Annotated in this window: 14 protein-coding genes; 13 read left to right on the plus strand and 1 reads right to left on the minus strand. The window is 53.6% G+C overall.

Annotated features, from left to right (window positions below):
* Positions 1-8 precede the first annotated feature (8 nt).
* The 12 genes from acpP (at position 9) to LA756_RS09020 (ending at position 16,093) form a co-directional block, all read left to right on the plus strand.
* A complete protein-coding gene (gene acpP, locus LA756_RS08965; RefSeq protein ID WP_199188718.1) occupies positions 9-269 on the plus strand; it encodes an acyl carrier protein in 261 nt (86 codons plus the stop codon).
* Between the two features lie 54 nt (positions 270-323).
* Entirely contained in the window at positions 324-1,565 is a 1,242-nt protein-coding gene (gene fabF, locus LA756_RS08970) for a beta-ketoacyl-ACP synthase II (protein WP_224439533.1), read from the plus strand.
* 148 nt (positions 1,566-1,713) lie between these two features.
* A complete protein-coding gene (locus LA756_RS08975; protein WP_224439534.1) occupies positions 1,714-2,565 on the plus strand; it encodes a hypothetical protein in 852 nt (283 codons plus the stop codon).
* Between the two features lie 143 nt (positions 2,566-2,708).
* Positions 2,709-3,971 (plus strand): hypothetical protein, encoded by a 1,263-nt coding sequence (locus tag LA756_RS08980; protein WP_224439535.1) that lies wholly within the window; start codon positions 2,709-2,711, stop codon positions 3,969-3,971.
* A 227-nt stretch (positions 3,972-4,198) separates the two neighbouring features.
* A complete protein-coding gene (locus LA756_RS08985) occupies positions 4,199-5,509 on the plus strand; it encodes a beta-ketoacyl synthase (RefSeq protein WP_224439536.1) in 1,311 nt (436 codons plus the stop codon).
* Between the two features lie 182 nt (positions 5,510-5,691).
* Positions 5,692-6,903 carry an ABC transporter ATP-binding protein gene (locus LA756_RS08990; protein ID WP_224439537.1) on the plus strand — a complete coding sequence of 404 codons (1,212 nt, stop codon included), beginning with the start codon at positions 5,692-5,694 and terminating at the stop codon, positions 6,901-6,903.
* 124 nt (positions 6,904-7,027) lie between these two features.
* Positions 7,028-8,242, plus strand: a complete 1,215-nt coding sequence (gene nusA, locus LA756_RS08995; protein WP_224439538.1) for a transcription termination factor NusA — start codon at positions 7,028-7,030, stop codon at positions 8,240-8,242.
* Positions 8,243-8,500: 258 nt separating this feature from the next.
* Positions 8,501-11,437 (plus strand): translation initiation factor IF-2, encoded by a 2,937-nt coding sequence (infB, locus tag LA756_RS09000; RefSeq protein WP_224439539.1) that lies wholly within the window; start codon positions 8,501-8,503, stop codon positions 11,435-11,437.
* Between the two features lie 45 nt (positions 11,438-11,482).
* Positions 11,483-11,908 (plus strand): 30S ribosome-binding factor RbfA, encoded by a 426-nt coding sequence (gene rbfA / locus LA756_RS09005; protein ID WP_224439540.1) that lies wholly within the window; start codon positions 11,483-11,485, stop codon positions 11,906-11,908.
* Between the two features lie 64 nt (positions 11,909-11,972).
* A complete protein-coding gene (locus tag LA756_RS09010; protein ID WP_224439541.1) occupies positions 11,973-12,875 on the plus strand; it encodes a hypothetical protein in 903 nt (300 codons plus the stop codon).
* A gap of 554 nt (positions 12,876-13,429) precedes the next feature.
* A complete protein-coding gene (locus LA756_RS09015) occupies positions 13,430-15,256 on the plus strand; it encodes a tetratricopeptide repeat protein (protein ID WP_224439542.1) in 1,827 nt (608 codons plus the stop codon).
* Positions 15,257-15,343: 87 nt separating this feature from the next.
* Positions 15,344-16,093 carry a YebC/PmpR family DNA-binding transcriptional regulator gene (locus LA756_RS09020; RefSeq protein ID WP_224439543.1) on the plus strand — a complete coding sequence of 250 codons (750 nt, stop codon included), beginning with the start codon at positions 15,344-15,346 and terminating at the stop codon, positions 16,091-16,093.
* On the opposite strand, the gene LA756_RS09025 is transcribed toward LA756_RS09020, so the two are convergent.
* Positions 16,094-16,414 carry a Rieske (2Fe-2S) protein gene (locus tag LA756_RS09025; protein ID WP_224439544.1) on the minus strand — a complete coding sequence of 107 codons (321 nt, stop codon included), beginning with the start codon at positions 16,412-16,414 and terminating at the stop codon, positions 16,094-16,096.
* A gap of 132 nt (positions 16,415-16,546) precedes the next feature.
* Between LA756_RS09025 and LA756_RS09030 the strand changes: the two genes are divergently transcribed.
* Positions 16,547-19,378 carry a tetratricopeptide repeat protein gene (locus LA756_RS09030; protein WP_224439545.1) on the plus strand — a complete coding sequence of 944 codons (2,832 nt, stop codon included), beginning with the start codon at positions 16,547-16,549 and terminating at the stop codon, positions 19,376-19,378.
* The last annotated feature ends 54 nt before the right edge of the window (positions 19,379-19,432 follow it).

The following is a 19,432-nucleotide window of genomic DNA, read 5'->3' on the forward strand; positions in this document are numbered from 1 at the left end:
TCGGCCTCTTGCCCCAAAACGGAGGACACGTCGTGTCGGTTGAAGAGCGTGTAATCGAAATCGTCGCCAGCCAGCTGGGTGTGGATAAAGAAAAGGTTTCTCGTGATAGTTCCTTCGTGAACGACCTCGGAGCCGATTCCTTGGACATGGTCGAATTGGTCATGGAACTGGAAGAAGAATTTGATATCGACATCCCGGAAGATTCCGCGGATAAGATTGAGACGGTCGGTCAAGCAATTGACTACCTGGAAGAAGCCAAGAACTCTTAGTCGTTAGCGACTGATCTTTCCTTCCCGCTTTGTACTCCTAGCGTCCATCGAATCATGAAGCGTCGTGTTGTCGTTACCGGAATGGGGATTGTTTCCTCGCTTAGCAGCCAACTAGATCAGTTTTGGTCGAAGTTGATTGCCGGCGAGAGCGGTATCCACGAAATCAAAATCCTGGATACCTCCCGATTCAAGGTGAAGTTCGCAGCGGACGTTCACGATTGGGCACCGGACGAGTACATCGACTCGAAAGAGCAGAAACGACTCGACCGTTTCTCGCAATTTGGAATGGTCGCGGGAATCGATGCCATCACACAGTCTGGCCTCGATTTCTCGCAGGAAGATTCTTACCGCTGCGGCGTGATTCTCGGTTCCGGTGTGGGCGGCATCGCCACCATTGAAGAACAGACCGAGAAGCTACTCACCAAAGGTGCGGATCGGGTATCTCCGATGACGATCCCGCGCCTGATGCTCAATGCGGCCGGCGGAAACATCTCGATTCGCTATGGACTTCGCGGACCCAACTACACCGTTGCCACCGCATGTGCGAGTGCGACGAACGCTCTGGGCGATGCTTTGAAGTCAATCCAATACGACGAAGCAGACGTCATGATTTCTGGCGGTACCGAAGCGGGAATCACCCCGATGGGTATCAGCGCTTTCTCGAACATGAAAGCTCTCTCGTTCCGCAACGACGACCCCAAAGCTGCCAGCCGCCCGTTCGATCTTGATCGAGACGGTTTCGTGATGGCGGAAGGAGCCGGCGTGGTTGTCCTGGAAGAACTCGAACATGCGAAAGCTCGCGGTGCGACTATCTTCGCCGAACTCGTCGGCTTCGGCTGCAGTGGCGATGGTGGTCATATCACGTCGCCTGATCCTGAAGGCCGCGGTGCCGCTCGAGCCATGCAGAACGCATTGAACGACGCCAAGCTGGCCCCCGAAAAGATCGACTACATCAACGCCCACGGCACGAGTACTCCGCCAGGCGATAAAGCTGAAACGACGGCCATCAAAACGGTCTACGGCGATCACGCTTACAAGCTGGCCGTTTCCAGCACCAAAAGCTCGCTGGGGCACTCACTCGGGGCTAGTGGCGGTATCGAATTGATCGCCAGCATTAAGGCAATCCAAGAGGGAATCGTTCCTCCGACGATTAACCTGGAAAAGCCAGATCCTGCGTGCGATCTCGACTATACGCCCAACGAAGCGAAAAACCGAAAAGTCTGCTACGCGATGAGCAATAGCTTCGGCTTTGGTGGGCACAACGCCTGCGTTATCGCCAAAGAATACACCGAGTAAGCTTCCCTCGCTGCATTAACGCAGGGACATCAAAGCGGAGAAACACTTGAGTTTTTCACGGCTTTGAGAAAAGATCGGTATAGCAAAGAGCCTCGCCGTTGGCCAACCGCGAGGCTCGATCTCTATCTTTACCGAGAAACTCGCGACCATGATTCGCATAACCTGCCCTTGCTGTGGAGTTGGCATCAACGCCGAAGAGCGGCTGGTCGGCCAAACCGTTCGTTGCCCGAAATGCTTGGGCATCACGAAAGTCGTTCGCCCTAACTCAGACGACTTAGCCCAAGTCGTCGAGCCGAGTTACGCCCCTCAGCCTCAGGACGACGACAAGCCGCAAGCTACCCATTGCCCCAAGTGCAGTGCAGGCCTGCCTCCTGGAGAATATCTCTGCAAAAGCTGTGGTTACCACACCAAGCTGGAAGCCTACTTCGAGGATCTGACGGAAGAGGCACTCGCCCGCGGTTCAGAACCAAAAACCAAGATGGAGAAATGGCTAGACGAGCAACTCCACGAACTGGCAACACCTCGTGATGTCCTGATCGCCTCGGGACTATGCGCCGCCTTCGTCGGCTTCGTTGCTGTCGTCGCAGGACGAATCTTCTTCGGCCCAGCCCTGGGCACGATACTCGGGCTAATTGCCGCTGGGGGAATCGGCTACGGCTGGTACGTCCTCATGCAAAGACTTGGAATCTTGAAAGACCCTCAACGGGAAACAAGGCTGCAGCGCGAACGGATGAATGATCGAGCCAAAGTACCGCGCAACTCTGAAAAAAGCCGATCGCCCTCCGAGACATTCGCCAAACCGATCCCTGAATCGAGCCCAGCGTCCTCCACAGCACCGGAACGCATTAGCCTTTCTGATGAAGAATATGACGTGGACGATATCGATCTGTTTGCCGACGAATCGAATCCAAAGAAGGCCAAGCCAGCTAGCAGTTCACCTGGGAGTCAATCGAGCAGCCGAGCCGCAAAAGACGACGATTGGCTGAACGACCTGCTTTGACGCGATGAAGTCGCCAAGGTGCGACGATTCGCCTTGCCGCAAGCGGAGGCGATACCTATACTCCGGCGACTATCGACGAGAAGCCTCAGCCACGAAGGGAATCGGCGAGGCGAAATTTACGTCGGATCACGGAGGATCGATTCATGGTACGCTCGTGCCTTTTCAGCATTCTTTTTATCGCATTGTCTGCCCATGTGGTCTCTGCCCAGTCAGAACCGCGACCGATGCCGATTAGCGGCACTGCGACTCCATCCTCCGATTCGTCGCTGCAATGGCGAAATCCTGGCGCAAGCGTTCCCACAAGAAACAACGCCGCCGTTCAGCCAGCCGCGTACGCTACCGATCCTCCAGCCAAACAGGCGGAAAACGTCTCGAAATCTGGGACGCTGCTTAAAGTAACTTCAGGGCTGCAAGAGCTTCCCAACGGAGCAGGGCAGGTCTGGCGTGACTACGACATCACTCCGTATACCAGCCGAGTCACCACGACCGCGAAACCGGAACAAGCAATCATCGACTGGATCCTGCGCGAGACAGGCACCGACGTCTGGTTCGGTGATCCACTTGGCATGCTCTCGGCCAACAAAGGCACCCTCCGCGTTTACCACACCCCAGAAATGCAGGAAGTGGTGACTGACGTCGTCACGAAGTTTGTCGACAGCCAAGCCGAAGTCAAAAAACTAGGCGTTCGCTTGGTCACCGTGAAGAGCCCTAACTGGCGTCGACTGGCGTATCGCATGATGCAGCCTGTTTCCGTCAAGACGCCAGGTATCGAAGCCTGGCTGATGAGCAAGGAAAACGCGGCTGTCCTGCTTAATGAGCTTCGCCAGAGAAGCGACTTCCGAGAGCACCATGCAGCCGATTTGCTGATTCACAACGGACAGTCGAGCACCATTTCGATGCTTCAGCCACGTTCTTTCGTACGTGGTGTTCGAGCCACGTCCACGTTCCCTGGATATGAATTGCAAACGGATCAAATCGAAGAAGGTTTCGCGATGGAAGTCAGCCCGCTGCTGACGCCTGACGATCGAATGATTGATGCCGTGCTGAAATGTAGCGTCGATCAAGTCGAAAAATTCGTGACGGTCGACGTCGATGTCCCGACCGCGGGGGCACAGCGTCAAGCCGTGGACATTCAAATCCCCCAAATGGTGAGTTGGCGATTACACGAACGATTCCGCTGGCCTTCAGAGCAAGTGCTGCTGATCAGCTGCGGCGTGGTAGCCCGGCCTCAATCAGGCATTGCCTCCGCAGCCCAAGTCCCGAGCCTGCCGAGCTTCCTGCCCACCGGACCACCTCGTGCCGACGGCCTGATGTTTGTGGAATTCAAAGGGGATGCCAAAACCGGTGCCGGAACTCCCGTTCCCACAGCTCAACCCAATGCGGTAGACAGCCGAGGACGCTATTAAGCCTTCAACCAGGGGTAGCAGCATCGGCAAATATGCCCTCCCTGTTTGTGGTACAGATCCACACAGTCGAAGCGAGTTTACGGCATTCGACATGCCATCACAGTTCCTCCTTCTCGTACTGGCTCCCATCGACAGTGCCGCCCTGGTGGCCTAAAATTTTGGGTCACCCTTACGAATTCACCACACCTTAGGCGTACCACTGCTGCTTGGTGTTGATAGGCGTACGAATGCAATCGAGACGAGTAGTCATTACCGGCATGGGTCAGATCAGCCCCCTGGGCATGGATCTGGATTCCCTCACTAAAGCGTTTGAATCGGGCACCTCTGGAATCCGCAGGATCGAGAGCCTTCCTGCCGACGCGTTACCATCTCCCTATGCCGGAGAAGCGACCGAATTCACAGGCAACATTGCCGACTTCGGCGAAGTCGACAAAGTTCAAACGCGGTCGATCCGTAAGAACCTCAAAGTCATGTGCCGCGAAATCCAAATGGGTGTCGCCGCGGCTCAACGAGCCCTGCAACACAGCGGACTTTCGCTCGGCTCCTACGATCCAGAGCGTTCCGGTGTCATCTTCGGCTCGGACTACATGATGACGCTGCCAGAAGAGTTCGACAAAGCAACCGCCGCGTGCGTCGACGGGGCAGGGGAGTTCGAATTCGAACAATGGGCACAAAAAGGGCTCCCTGAAGTCACGCCGCTTTGGCTTCTGAAATATCTTCCCAATATGCCAGCTAGCCATGTCGCCATTTTTAACGACATGCGAGGCCCTAACAACTCAATCACTTTGCGCGAAGCTTCCGCAGGAGCAGCCCTCGGCGAGGCAATGATGACCATTGCCCGTGGTCACGCCGATATCATCGTGGCAGGCTCGACAGGAACTCGAGTTCACGAGACACGAACTTGCCATTCCTACCTGCAAGATCCCATCGCCCAGGGAAATGACGAATCTTGCGGGAAGTGCCTCCCGTTCGATCTCAACCGCAAGGGCATGATCATCGGTGAAGGGGCAGGGGCATTGATCCTCGAATCAAAGGAACATGCCGAAGCGCGTGGCGCCACGATTCTCGGCGAAGTCATTGGCCAGGCGATCTGCACCGGCTGGAATGCCGACCGATCTCCTGATCGCGCTCAAGCGGTTACCAATGCCATGGCCACTGTGTGCCGCGATGCTGGCATTCAGGCAGACGAAATTCAGCACATTAACGCCCACGGCCTCGGCAGCCAGCAGTCCGACTGGGACGAAGCAGCCGGCTTGGCCGAATTCCTGGGCACGTCCACCGAAAAGATCCCCGTAACCGCCCTAAAAAGTTATTTTGGTAACCTCGGGGCTGGTTCTGGCGTCATAGAAGTAATTGGCAGCCTGCTATCTCAGAAGAAGAATCGCTTGCCTGGCACCCTCGGGTATTCGACTCCTGACCCAAAATGCGGCCTGAATATCTCTGCAGAACCTCGAGAAATCAGCTCGGACGGGGTTTTTGTGAGCCTGAATTTCAGCCCCCAGGGTCAGGCTTCCGCGATTGCAATCCGAGGCGTTTAACGTGTCGATACCGACGATTTGAGCATTTCGCTAGCGTCGGAGTTGGTTGACATTGTCCGGGGGAAGCTATATCCTAACGGGATTGTGACTGCCACTAAGTTCAGCATGTAGGACGGCTTTCATTTTTGAGAGCCGTTTTCCGTTTGGTAGACAAGCGAAGTGAGTAGCGGCAGCAGGCAATCATGGCGAGAGTCGTTCTAAATCAAGTTAGCAAACGATTTTCGGACACGGTCGCTGCTGTTAGCGAAGTGAATTTAGAGGTCGCTGATCAAGAGTTTCTGGTCCTCGTCGGTCCCAGTGGTTGTGGAAAAACGACCACATTGCGGATGGTCGCTGGACTTGAGGAAGTCTCCAGCGGTGAAATCACAATTGGTGACCGGAAAGTCACGCACGTCTCGCCGAAAGATCGGGACATCGCCATGGTTTTTCAAAACTATGCGTTGTATCCCCACATGACGGTGCGGCGGAACATGGCTTTCGGTCTACAGCTTCGCTACGGAGGAAACTTCGTTTCCCGCTTGTGGCGTCGCTGGAAGAATGCCGAGATGGCAGCGGAACGAGACGCACAGTTTCGCCAGATTCCTGAGAAGGTCGATCAAGTCGCCAACACATTGGGAATTCGGAAACTGCTCGATCGTTACCCGCGAGAACTCTCGGGTGGGGAACGTCAACGAGTTGCTTTGGGACGCGCGATTGTGCGTGAACCATCCGCTTTTTTGTTTGACGAACCTTTGTCGAATCTTGACGCGAAACTTCGTGTCGAGATGCGACGCGAATTAAAAGAACTTCACCGTCGCCTAGGTGCGACGATGATATATGTCACTCACGATCAGGTCGAAGCGATGACGCTCGGCGATCGGATCGCAGTGATGGACCAGGGAATTCTTCAGCAGGTCGGTCCACCGAGCGAGGTTTATCATAAACCCGCCAATCGGTTTGTTGCCGGCTTCCTGGGAACACCTGGCATGAATTTGCTCGAGGGAGAATTGATCGAAGAAAGCGGTCAGTTTCAATTCCGAAGTAACGGAATCAAACTGGCCCTGAACGGCGATCTTCACCCCGAGTTGAAATCAAGCAGTTCAAGGGAGATTACCCTTGGCGTTCGACCGGAAGATATCTTCGTCGCCGAAGAGTCTTCTGCTGGTTTGTCCTATGCGGGCCAGGGAAGCGTCGAACTGGTCGAATCGCTGGGAGACATGGGCTACGTCCATATCCGTCTTCCCAACGCAGATTCCGGTCGTGATCCATCACCTCAGATCACCGCCAAGGCCAGCGGAGAAGCTTTAAACGGCAATCTGCAAGGTCAACCGGTTTCCGTAGCGTTTCGCGAGAAAGCACTGCATTGGTTTGACGGAACAACAGGTCTTCGGCTTGCGTCAGATGGACACAGCTAAGATCGAACTACAATTTGGTAAACCGCGGCTTTGAGTCGCCAGTAAGCCTGCCCTAGAGGACTTTGTTAAAGGGACCGCCTTTGACTGGTTCGCGGCAGCACCCATCGTTGAAAGTGAAGGAATCATGAATCCGTCTGAAGTCTTGCGAATCGTAGATGCGATTCATCGGGACAAAAAGATCGACAAGGAAATCGTCTTCCAGGCGATCGAATCGGCATTGGTATCCGCAACGCGGAAATACCACTCCGAAGACGCCGAGGTGGTGATCAATATCGATCGAAAGGACGGGTCCATCAGCGGTCACATCGACGGCGTTCCCATGGATCCTGAAGAGACCGTGGGGCGCATCGGTGCGCAAACCGCCAAGCAGGTCATCATTCAGAAAATCCGTGAAGCCGAACGAGATGCGCTGCACGAAGAATACGACGAACTCATCGGACAAATGGTCAACGGTGTCGTTCATCGTAGTGAAGGGGGCGCGACGATCGTCACCCTGGACAACGTCGAATCGATCCTGCCTCGTAGCGAACAAATTCCAGGCGAATCGTTCCATGCCAACGACCGCGTTCGCGCTGTCGTGTTCGAAGTGCGCAAACAGGGAAGCCGCGTCAAAGTGGTTCTCAGCCGCACCAATAAGAAGTTCGTGGAACGCCTGTTCGAACAGGAAATCCCGGAAATCACCGAGAACGTGATCGAAATCCGCAACATTAGTCGTGAGCCTGGCTACCGCAGCAAGGTTGCCGTCGATAGCTCCGACCAGCGCGTTGACTGCGTTGGTGCGTGTGTTGGTGTGCGTGGTAATCGAATTAAAAATATCGTGGATGAACTCGCCGGCGAACGTATCGACATCGTTCGCTGGAGCGAAAATCCGCAAGAACTGATCACCAATGCCCTGCAGCCGGCAGAGGTCGAGGAAGTGATTTTGTGCCAGATGATGGGTCGTGCCATCGTCCTGGTTCGCGAAGATCAACTTTCCCTCGCCATTGGCCGTCGTGGGCAAAACGTCCGACTCGCCAGCAAGCTGTGCGGATGGGACATCGAAATTATGCTCCGCGAAGAACTCGAGGAGCAGATTGACCGCGCCGTGACTGGCTTCAGCTCAATCGAAGGCATCACCGACGATGTAGCCGAACAGCTTGTCGGGGAAGGTTTCCTTTCCTACGACGACCTCTCGGTTATTGAAACGGACGCCATGATGGAGATGGGAACTTTCACGGAAGAACAAGTCGAGCAGATTCGTGACGTCGCAGAGCAAAAAGCGGAAGAGGCTGAAAAAGCCATGGAAGCAGAACGCCGGCGAATTCGCGATGAGAAACTAAAAGACGGCTCCGCCCAATGATCGAGCGGAGCCCCAATATCGTATTTCCTCGGCAGCGAGGCCTTTCCCGATGAGTTCCAACTAACGAAACGAATCGGGCAAATGGCCGCACTCGTGTGCGACTGCCGGATTCGCCAAGGCGCGATTGTAACGATCAGCGAATTGGCTCGTGGTTGGCAAAATAATTGGCGGGACGTAGGATAATAGGTCCCGGTAACAGGTGTCTCGTGAGGTGAATTACCTCCGACCACCCCAAGAAAACTCAGCAGGAAGGCCAAAGTGCCCATACGAATTTACGCGTTAGCTAAAGAACTTCAGGTAGATAGCAAGCAACTTGTCGACATCTGTAACCGTGCAGGTGTTACCGGGAAGGGGTCCGCACTTGCCAGCCTGGACGATGACGAACTCGTCAAAGTCAAGGCATTTCTCAACAAGGACTCCGGCGGCAAAAGCAGCAGCCAAAGCTCGCCCAGTCGACCTACTGCCGACGAACCTATTCGTCCGGAACGCCCCGTCCAGCCCGCTAAACCGAACAAGATTCGAACCCTTGGCGGTCCTCTGGGCAACAAAATGCGTTCCAAGGACGAGGATTCTCCAGATCAAGAAGATGCCACTCCAGACGAAGGCGTGATCGCAGCCGAAGAGCAAGCGGCGCCAGTCGAGGAAAGTGCCGCTCCGACCGAAGAAAAACAGCAACCGGTCGAAGTCGAAGCGAAATCGGAAGAACCCGAAACCAAGGATGCTCCAGACGACTCGGCTGAAAAGCCTGAAACCGTCGAAGCGGAGGCAGAAAAGCCCGAGGACTCGGCTGAGCCTGAAAAGGCCGATCCCGATGCTCCTGTTCGTAGCATTCGTCGTGGCGATTACATTGCCATCGGTTCGCAACGTAAAGTGCGAACCCTCGGCAGCGGCGGTGGCGCCAAGAAGGCAGACGAAGACCGCAACAAGGCTAAACCAAAGCCGAAGAAGGTTGGTCCGGTCGTGAAGATCGCGAAAATGCCGACCGCTCCGGCTCCGAAGCCGCAAACGGAATCGAAAGAACCAGCCGCCCAAAAACCGATCATGCAGCTTCCTAAGGAAGCGATCAAGGGCGCCAAGAAGGGGCAGAAAGCTCCTCTTGAAGAGTTCACCAAGCTGCACGAAAAGAAACGCAAGTCGAAGGATCGCAAGTCGGTCTCCGATATGGATGACACGACAGACATTCGAGAAGACGGCGATTTCTCCAGCAAGGGGAAGAAAAAAGGCAAGTCGACCGGCATGGCTGGCATGGCCGGAAGCCGTGACGCTCGAACTCAGGGTCGAAAGCGTTCCAAATCGATTTCCCAAGACATGGGCGATTCGGATGATTTCCGCGGACGCCGTAGTCGACCACGCCGTGATCGATCGAGCTCCAAGGTTTCGACCGCCGCGCCTCGAAAGACAGACGTCGCACTCGAACTGCCATGTACGTTGCGAGAATTCTCCGAAGCTTCCGGGCTACCGGTCCAGTTGGTCCAACGCACGCTGATGTCGTTTGGCCAGATGGTCACCATTAACGCCAGCCTCGATGCCGAAACCGCAGAGTTGATTGCGGCTGAGCATGGGGTCGATCTTAAGATCAAAGAACCGGAATCGATCGAAGATACCCTCATCTCGCAGATCGAAGATCAAGTCGACGACGAGAAAGACCTCACGGAACGTCCACCCGTCGTTACGTTCCTGGGTCACGTCGACCATGGTAAGACGTCGCTGCTCGATAAGATTATCGGTCTCGACGTGGTGAGCGGTGAAGCTGGCGGTATTACGCAGCACATCCGAGCTTACATTGTCGACAAGGACGACAAGAAGATCTCCTTCGTCGATACACCCGGTCACGAAGCGTTCACCGAAATGCGAGCCCGTGGTGCCAATGTCACTGACATTGCCGTGCTGATTGTTGCTGCCGACGACGGCGTGATGCCGCAAACGGAAGAAGCGATCAGCCACGCCAAAGCGGCCGAAGTGCCAATCATCGTGGCACTCAACAAGATGGACGTTCCTGGTGCCAACCCCGACAAGGCTCTTCAGCAGCTTTCCCAGCATGGCATTTTGCCAGCCGAATGGGGTGGTGACGTGGAAGTGGTGAAGACCAGCGCCATCACGGGCGAAGGGGTCGACACGCTTTTGGAAACGATCCTTTTGACCTCGGAAATTCACGAATATCGTGCTAACCCCAGCCGAGACGCAGTCGGTGTTTGCTTGGAAGCCGAACAGGAATCGGACCGAGGTGTTTTGGCGAAACTGATCGTCAACAACGGCACGTTGAAAGTGGGTGACGTCGTTGTTTGTGGTGACACATTCGGTCGTGTCAAAGCGATGTACGATACGCTCGATCCGCGCAAACGCTTGGACGAGGCAGCGCCATCCACGCCTGTCAATGTCACCGGCTTCGATCAGGCTCCTGGCGCCGGCGAGAAGTTCTACGTGCTAGACGATATCGCCGATGCACGTGAAATTGCCGAAATGCGGGCCGATCGCAACCGCGAGCAACATCTCGGCGGTCACACTGTCAAGGTTTCCTTCGAGGACTTCCAAGAACGTTTGCAGTCGGGGAACCTTGCTGGAGATGAAGCCGGCATTGCCTACCTCAACATTATTTTGCGAGCGGACACGCGTGGTTCGATCGAAGCCCTCCAGAAAGAGCTGGACAAGCTTGATCACCCTGAAGTCAAAGTTCGCGTCATGCAGGCCACCGTCGGTGGTGTGACTGTTGCCGACGTCACATTGGCATCGGCTTCCGATGCCGTCATCGTGGCGTTCAATGTCATTCCAGACGAAGCGGCACGAAGCCTGGCAGATGATCGCGGTGTCGAAATTCGTCGCTACGACATCATCTATAAGGTCACCGAGGACATCAAACTGCTGCTCGAAGGTCAGCTTCGCCCAGAATCGCGTGTTACCGAATTGGGTCGCGCCCTGGTCCAGCGAACCTTCAGCATCAGCCGACTCGGCACGATCGCCGGTTGTCGCGTGCTAGGTGGGATCATCGAACGTGGCTGCCGAATTCGCGTGAATCGCGATGGACGTGGTATCGGTGATTACCCGCTCGACTCGCTCAAGCGAGAAAAGGACGACGCCAAGGAAGTTCGCGAAGGTTACGAGTGCGGTATCAAGCTCTCGGGCTTCAACGACATCAAGGACGGGGACATCCTCGAAGCATTCAAGGTCGAGGAATTCGCTCGAACCTTGGATAGCTAATTACCCCAACTGGAGTTTACCCCAGGCATTCGGGGAAAGGACCTTATGGCGTCTCGTCGAACTTTAAAAGCCGCATCTGCGATTCGGGAAGTTGTCAGTATGGCAATCCTGACGCAGCTGCGCGATCCACGCGTCCAAGACGTGACCGTGACAAACGTAGAAGTGGCAGGCGATATGCGCAATGCCAAAGTCTATGTTTCGATCATGGGAGATGAAAAAAAGCAGCAGCTCTGTCTGAATGGGCTGCGACGATCGGCTGGTTTCCTGCAGTCCTGCATCAAAGACCGAATCGATACTCGGTACATTCCCAAGCTCGAATTTGAAATCGACAAGGGCGTGAAGCAGTCGCTGGAAGTCAGTCGCATTCTGAAAGAAGTTCTGCCGCCGTCGCAAGACGAGGACGACACGGAAGAGGAATTGGCAGACGAAAGTTGGGAACCAGAAGACAACGACGCAGACGAGTCTTCTTAGTTGATCCCTGATTTCCCTTGCCATTCATTCTGCCAATTATCAACAAGAGAACGCATACAACACCATGGCCGCCGCTAACCGAGCAAATGTCTTCACTGCCTGCCAAAAGATTGTCAAGAAGCACTACGCTTCGGCAGGGCCCGACAAACGGTCGATTCTGGAACAAATGGTGTTTGCGGCCGTTTTGGAAAATGCTCCACGCAAGATTGCGGACGACTGCTACGCGACTCTGCAAAACGAGTACTTCGACTGGAACGAAGTTCGTGTTACCAGCGTTCCCGAACTTGCCGAGCAGTTCGCCAAGCACCCAATGGCCGATTCAGCTGCATCGCGTGTGAAGACACTCCTTCAAAATGTCTTCGAATCGATCTACAGCTACGATTTGGAAGGCCTCAAAAAGGGCAACCAAGGTAAAGCTGTCGCTACGATCGAAAAGTATGGCGCCACCCCTTTCGTGTTGGGATATGTCACGCAACACGGACTCGGTGGTCACTCCATTCCGATTGATCGTTCCTTGTTGAAATTGATGTTCGTGCTTGGCGCAATCACCGACAAGGAACTGGAAAAAGAAACCATTCCCGGAATGGAACGTGCCATCCCGAAGACCAAAGGGGTCGAATTTGCCGACATGATCCACGAGTTGGCCGTCGATTTCCAGATGGCTCCGTTCTCCAAAAAGATGCGTGACTTATTGCTCGAGATCGCGCCGGATGCGAAAACACGCTTCCCGAAACGCGTTTCGGAAGAGTCTGTAAAGCAAGAGGCGACGGACGAGTCGAAGAAGAAATCGGCTCCTAAAAAGTCGACTTCCAAAAAGGAAGAGCCTGCCAAAGCAACCAAAACGACAGCTCCTAAAAAGAAAACCGCTAAGGCCGCACCTGCCAAAAAGAAAACGACGAAGTCGACCACCAAAAAAGCTGCCCCCAAAAAGACGTCGACTCGGATTACGAAAAAGAAGCCTAAGTAAACCGAGTCGCTCTTTCCCCGCGTGGTGATGTCTATTCGTCTTGGACCGATCGTTCTGTCCTGGATAGAATTGAAGGCATTCGGAATCAAAGCAGGTTTTCCTGCTCTTTCGCTAAGCCTACCACTCTGCTTTCAGCTGGGGATTCTATGATATTTCGGCAACACCTTGGAACCGCGTTACTCATAGCGTTCTCTGCGGTCTGCTTAGCTTCGTCCGTAGTCACAGCGGAAACAACTTCCGCAAAAAACACTTCGGAAGAAAAGCCAGGGAAGGATGAATTTCCGTTCTCGCAATTGCCTGAGGCTTTCGTCGAACAAACCCCTCGCAATGAATCGGCCGAGAATCGTCTACGCCTGACAACTCTGCTAACCAAGGCACGACTCCAAGACCATCGTGGAGACGTAGCGGGGGCACTACAAACCTATCAACGTGCATATCGGCTAAGCCCTGGCTCAGCAACGATCCTCCAAGAAATAGTGCGTCTAGGTTTTCTACTTCAGCGGAATGAAGTAGCCTCGCGGTATGCAATTCTGCTGGCAGAAAATCAGACGACCATGACCGCGGATGCCTTGCAGCGTGTGGCTCAGTATTGCCTGGAAGATGATCAAACCGAACGTGCGATCGATTTGTATGAACGTGCTTTGGCGTTACTTAAAAAAGAAAACGCCCATGCTCAGGCCCTCGGAATTCATTTCCGGTTGATGAGTATCTATGAATCGCACGACGAACCCAAGATGGCGGCGCGCCACGCGAACGAAGTCGCCAAGATGATTGGCGCCCCAGACAAGTTTGAGTTGGATGCTGTTGTGAAGCAGTTTACCAATGGTGGTCTCCGCTCAACCTACGAGAAACTTGGCGACACCTACCTTTCGGCAGGGCAACCTGACAAAGCGGAAAAGATGTTTGCCAAAGCGGAGGAGACCGAATCCAATCCGGCCCAGCACTTGGTGAACCAGGCTGCGGTTGCCATTGTCCGCGAAGACTGGGACACGGCGAAAGCCAAACTCGACGAGTATCTTGAAGCCAATCATCAAAAAGCTGGCCAACGTCCGTACGCTCTTCTGTTGGAGGTCGCCCAAAAGAGTGCTGACACCGATGAAGCAGCACAAACGAGCGTCATTGAGCGACTACAAGAGAAGCACGAGCAAGCCCCTGATTTCGCTCCGTTAGCTTTTTACCTGACCCAACTCTACGTCAACGACAAAAATTGGGGTAAAGCCATCGAAGTTGCTTCGCCGCTCATTCAAGATGAACCTGACGCACAAGCTCTTGAGAATCTTGCTACGTCGTACGTAAACCGGAATGATTGGCCAGGTCTCGTCAAGCTTCTTGCGGAATCTCTTGACGGTCGATACGAGCTTGATTCGATTGAAAAGCCGCTTAAGACAGTCATCGATAATGAAAAGCAATGGGAGGAACTCAACAAGCATCTGAAAGAGCTTCAACCTGCCGAGCTTTCTTTGAATCAGCGAATCGGAATTGCGCGGCTCTACCAGTTGGCTTTACAAGGCGAAACTGCGTGGCAATGGACCGAAGCAGCTCTTCCTGATCTCGACAGTCAAGAGAAAGCACGGCTGCTGATGCAATTCGGATTGCAGGCCTTTCGCGATGATCAAGAAGCGGTCGCAGAGAAAGCATTCCGCGCGGCCATTCGGCTCGGATTGCCAAAGTCTCAAACATCGTTGTTCTACTTCTATCTCGCCACAACCCTCGAGATGCAAGACAAGACGCGTGATGCACTAAGAACAGCCAAACGGGCCGCGCTTTTGGACGAAGAATCGGCACTTCTTCGTAGTCGAATACCGTGGACGCTTTACCATGCCGGACAAACCGACGATGCCGTCAAGGAATACCGCACCCTTCTGGAGAAATTCTCTGACGACTACGACAACTCGCAAACGCGACAAGTCATCCGAGATGCCAAGCGACTGCTTTCTGCAATCGCCAGCGAGAAGAAGGACTATCCCACGGCAACGGAATGGCTGGAACAAGTGCTCGATGAGTTTCCTGATGATGTTGGAGCCATGAACGATCTCGGCTACTTGTGGGTCGACAATCAAATGAATATCGGTCGCGGCTTCGACATGATTCAGAAAGCGGTCCATGCGGAACCAGACAACTACGCATTTCTGGATAGTTTAGGTTGGGCATACCACCGTCTCGGGCGAAACGACGAAGCCATCACAACGCTAGAGAAAGCGGCGAAGCTGGCCGAAAACGAAGACGGAACGGTTCTCGACCACCTGGGCGATGCTTATCTAGCAGCCGGCCAAAAGGAAAAGGCGATCGCAAGCTGGAAGAAAGCAAGCGACATCCTTAGCGAAGAGGAAGATGCAGCGATTCTTTCAGAGGTTCAAGCCAAGCTTAAAACAAACTCGTAAGCAGAAAGCTGCAACGGATTCGTTCCGCGTAGTTATTCAATTCAGAAACCTCGGACAGGCAAACGACGATAGACGAAAGATCATCAGATGGCAGGGCATTCCCATTGGGCGAATATCAAACGCAAGAAAGAAGCGGTCGACAATAAGCGAGGCAAAATCTGGACGAAATGCTCTAAGGCCATTTCGGTTGCCGCACAATTAGGTGGCGGAGATCCTGCTGCGAACCCGCGACTGCGTTTAGCGATTTCTGATGCCAAAAGCGCCCGAATGCCTAACGACACCATCGATCGCGCCATCAAAAAAGGCACCGGAGAATCGAAGGGCGATGCCTTCGAGGAAATCTTGTACGAAGGCTACGGCCCCAATGGTGTCGCGGTGATGGTCGATGCGTTGACAGACAACCGTAATCGTACTGCCCCTGAACTTCGTAAGCTTTTTGACACCCATGGCGGCAACCTGGGAGCTTCAGGATGTGTGGCTTGGAACTTTGATCGCAAAGGAGTGTTCAGCATTCCGATGGTCAATGTTTCCGAGGATCGACTCATGGAAATAGCACTGGATGCTGGTGCCGACGATATCCAGCGAGACGAGGAAACTTTCTCGGTGTTATGTGAGCCCGAAGTTTACTCCGACGTCCAAGAGGCTCTGGAGAAAGCTGAAATCGAAGTCGACAGTTCGAGCGTGACTAGAATTCCGAAGGATCACGTCGACGTCGATGGAGACGATGCTAAACGTCTCATGAAACTTATGGCTGCCCTTGATGATCACGAAGACGTTCAAGGTGTCTCGGCAAACTTCAATATCTCGGAAGAAGTCATGGCCGAAATTGAAGACTAGTTAGTTCGTCTTTTCATCGATTCGAACTTGGATCTCGTCGTCTACGACACGGACTTCGAAACAATCGACTTTGATCTTCGGATTATCCAGCCAGGCACCGTCGCAAAGCTGAAATCCCCATGCATGCCAGGGACATACCACGACGCCATCCTCGAGAGGGCCGGAAGCCAACGATGCCCCCATGTGTGGGCAAAAATCGTCGATCGCCTGATAGCCTTCTTGGGTATTGAATACAGCAACCGTTCGCCCTCCGACATTGAAGGCTTGGCCTTGCCCCTCGGGAATATCTCCCACTTTGGCGACAGTATGAAAATCGGACATTCGATCAATCTCGCAGGTCGGTCGAAAACTTTCGCTATCGAAGCCACGTATGGCTAAAATAAAAGACTGCATTGCATTCTAAATTTTTCCCGCTCAACCGGACAGGGCAGAGCAGGGGAGGAGTCCGCTAGTTTGACGATTCGTTTTGCTATTCCGTTGCCTCTGTTGCTGTTGAGCATTTCGTGGATTTCAATCGGCAATATTCGTGCGGCCGACCTCGATAAGCTCCGCATCGACTTCCAGCGGGGCCGCTACGCTGAAGTCCTCGAACGTATCGGCGAAAAACCAAACGATTCGGAGACGGCCATTATTCTTGCGCGCACCTACGAGTCGGTGGGAAAGCGGGATGAAGCTGTTGAATCGCTGCAGACCTATGTCAAGGATGCAAAACCCAATGCACTACTTCTAGCAGAAATTGCTCGTCTTCAGCTCGCTCGTGGAGCACTTGATAAGGCGGCTGAGAATGTTGAGCGTTCTCTTGCTCTGAATAAAAATCAAACACTTGCCAGATGGCTTCACGCGGAACTTGCACGCATGCGGGGCGATCTCTCCAAAGCGGAGAAAGGATACGAGTGGTTCATCGATTTCTACAACCAGAACGACAAGTTCGATTCCGCTGAAGACCTCTATTACGTTGGCAAAGCGGCTGCTCAATATGCTCGCTGGACACATAACAGTGGTCAGTTCCAGTTTCTCGTCAACGATCTTTATCCGAATGTCTTGCGGGTCGATCCAAACTATTGGCAAGCCGAACTCGCTATGGCCCAGCTTTTCGCCGAGAAATACAACATGGCGGAAGCGGCGAACCACCTCAACAAAGCACTGGCGATTAATTCCAATAGCGCTGACGTCTATGCTCAGAAAGCTGAAATTGAGTTGCGTGGGTATCAGGTCGACGCCGCGTTAAAGACCGTGGAACTCGCACTCAAAATCAATCCGCAAAATATCCAAGCAGTACAGTTGCGTGGCAAAGCAAAACTAACCGACTTCCGCCCAGAACAGGCAATTGAAATTCTGACGGAGGCTGTGGAATTAAATCCGACAAGTCAGACATCGAAAGGCTACTTGGCCTCTGCGATGTTGGCTGCCGATGGCAAACAACTGCTCTCGGAGAAAACAGGTGAACCCACGCGGTTCGGCAGACTACTTCAAGAGGCGGAAACCGACCACAACAACCCCGGCGAATTTTACGCTGCATTGGGGGACGGCTGCGACATCGTACGCAAATATCCAGACGCGGTGAAATACCTGCAAGAGGCACGAGATCAGATGCCTCAGCTAATTGGCGTTCATGGCGACCTAGGCATGGTGTTAATGCGAATGGGTGAAGAAGCCACCGCCAAAGAAGTACTGGATGACGCATTTGAAGCCGATCCGTTTAATGTTCGCGTTAAAAACTCGCTGGAAGTGCTCGACGTTCTTGCGACTTACGAAACATTAGAGACAGAACACTTCGTGATTCGTTTCGACCCTGCCAAGGATCGGCTTCTAGCGGTTTACATGTCGCGGTTTCTCGAAGAGAACGTCTATCCGCTGGTGTGCGAAGGCTTAGGTTATACGCCCAAAGATAAATCGCTCATCGAGATCTTTAACCAAGCCAAGAATACCTCTGGGCATGGCTGGTTCAGTGCCCGAATGGTTGGACTGCCGTACATTGGTACCGTGGGAGCGTGTGCTGGGAAAATGATTGCGATGGCGTCGCCCGATTCGATTCCCGAACCTTACAACTGGGCTCATGTCATCCGCCATGAGTTCGTCCACGTCGTGAACTTACAACAAACGGACTTCAACATTCCGCACTGGTTTACCGAAGCATTAGCCGTCAGTTACGAAAGCGAGCAGCGTCCTCCGGAATGGAAAACGCTATTGGCAAGACGCTTGGCGGAAGATCGTGTCTTCAACCTCGACACGATCAACTACGGCTTTATTCGCCCCAGCGATCAAGATGACTGGACGATGGCCTACTGCCAATCTTTTTACTACTCACAGTTCATTAAGAAAAAGTTCGGCGAGGATGCCCTCGCACGGATGCTATCCGCGTATCGCAACTACCAAACGACCGATGAAATTTTGGCATCCGAGTTCAACGTCGACAAAACTAACTTCGAATCAGAGTATCTCGACTTTCTTCGCGAGGAAGTCAAAGACGTCCAACTTTCGGTATCCAATCGACAATCGTTCTCGGAACTTTATCAGGCCGCTCAAGACAACCCCAACGATGCTGACGTTCAAGCAGAGCTCGGACACATTTACCTGAAGCGAAAAGCTCTTCCTGATGCACGCAAGTATGCCAAAAATGCTTTGCACGCAGATAAAGACAATCCATTGGCCCATTACATTCAGGGGCGACTCTATCTGACGATTGGGGATACGAAAGAAGCGATTTCTGAATTTGAAACGGCAGCGAATAGCCCTCGCTTCGAACGCAATGCGGTCGCCCTGTTGGCCGGTTTGCGGGTTAAGCAACAACGCTTCGACGACGCTCTCGCACTCTATCAGCGTGGCGCTGCGGAAGAGCCAGGCGAGTTAGATTGGCAAGAGTCGATTTTACGAATTCACCTTCTTCAGAAAGACAATACGGCCCTCCAAGAGCTGATTCCCAAAATCGCCGTGCAGAAGCACCACGATGTTTTACTTCGTAAGAAGATGGCCGAAATCCTTCTTCAAGAAGAGGCATGGGAAGAAGCTGCCCGGTGGGCGTACGAAGCGATCGGAATTCGCGTTACCGATGCCGACGCCCATGCGTTACTTGCCCAAGCCTATCGCGGTCAGCAGAAATGGAAACTGGCTGCCCGAGAGTACGAGGTTGCTGGTCAGCTGAAGCCAAAAACGGTATCGTGGTCGGTCGAAGCCGCCCAGCTTTACGATAAAGCTGGCGACCACGCAAAGGCCCAAGCCATTGCCAATCGTATCTTGGAACTAAACCCTGATAACGCGGCCGCGAAAGCAATCCTTAATCAGTAAATCGAGAGCCCCTATGACCTCGTCGGAAGATACCCCTCAGCGAGCCCAGCCACT

Source organism: Bremerella sp. TYQ1 (assembly GCF_020150455.1).
GTDB classification, from domain to species: Bacteria; Planctomycetota; Planctomycetia; order Pirellulales; family Pirellulaceae; genus Bremerella; species Bremerella volcania_A.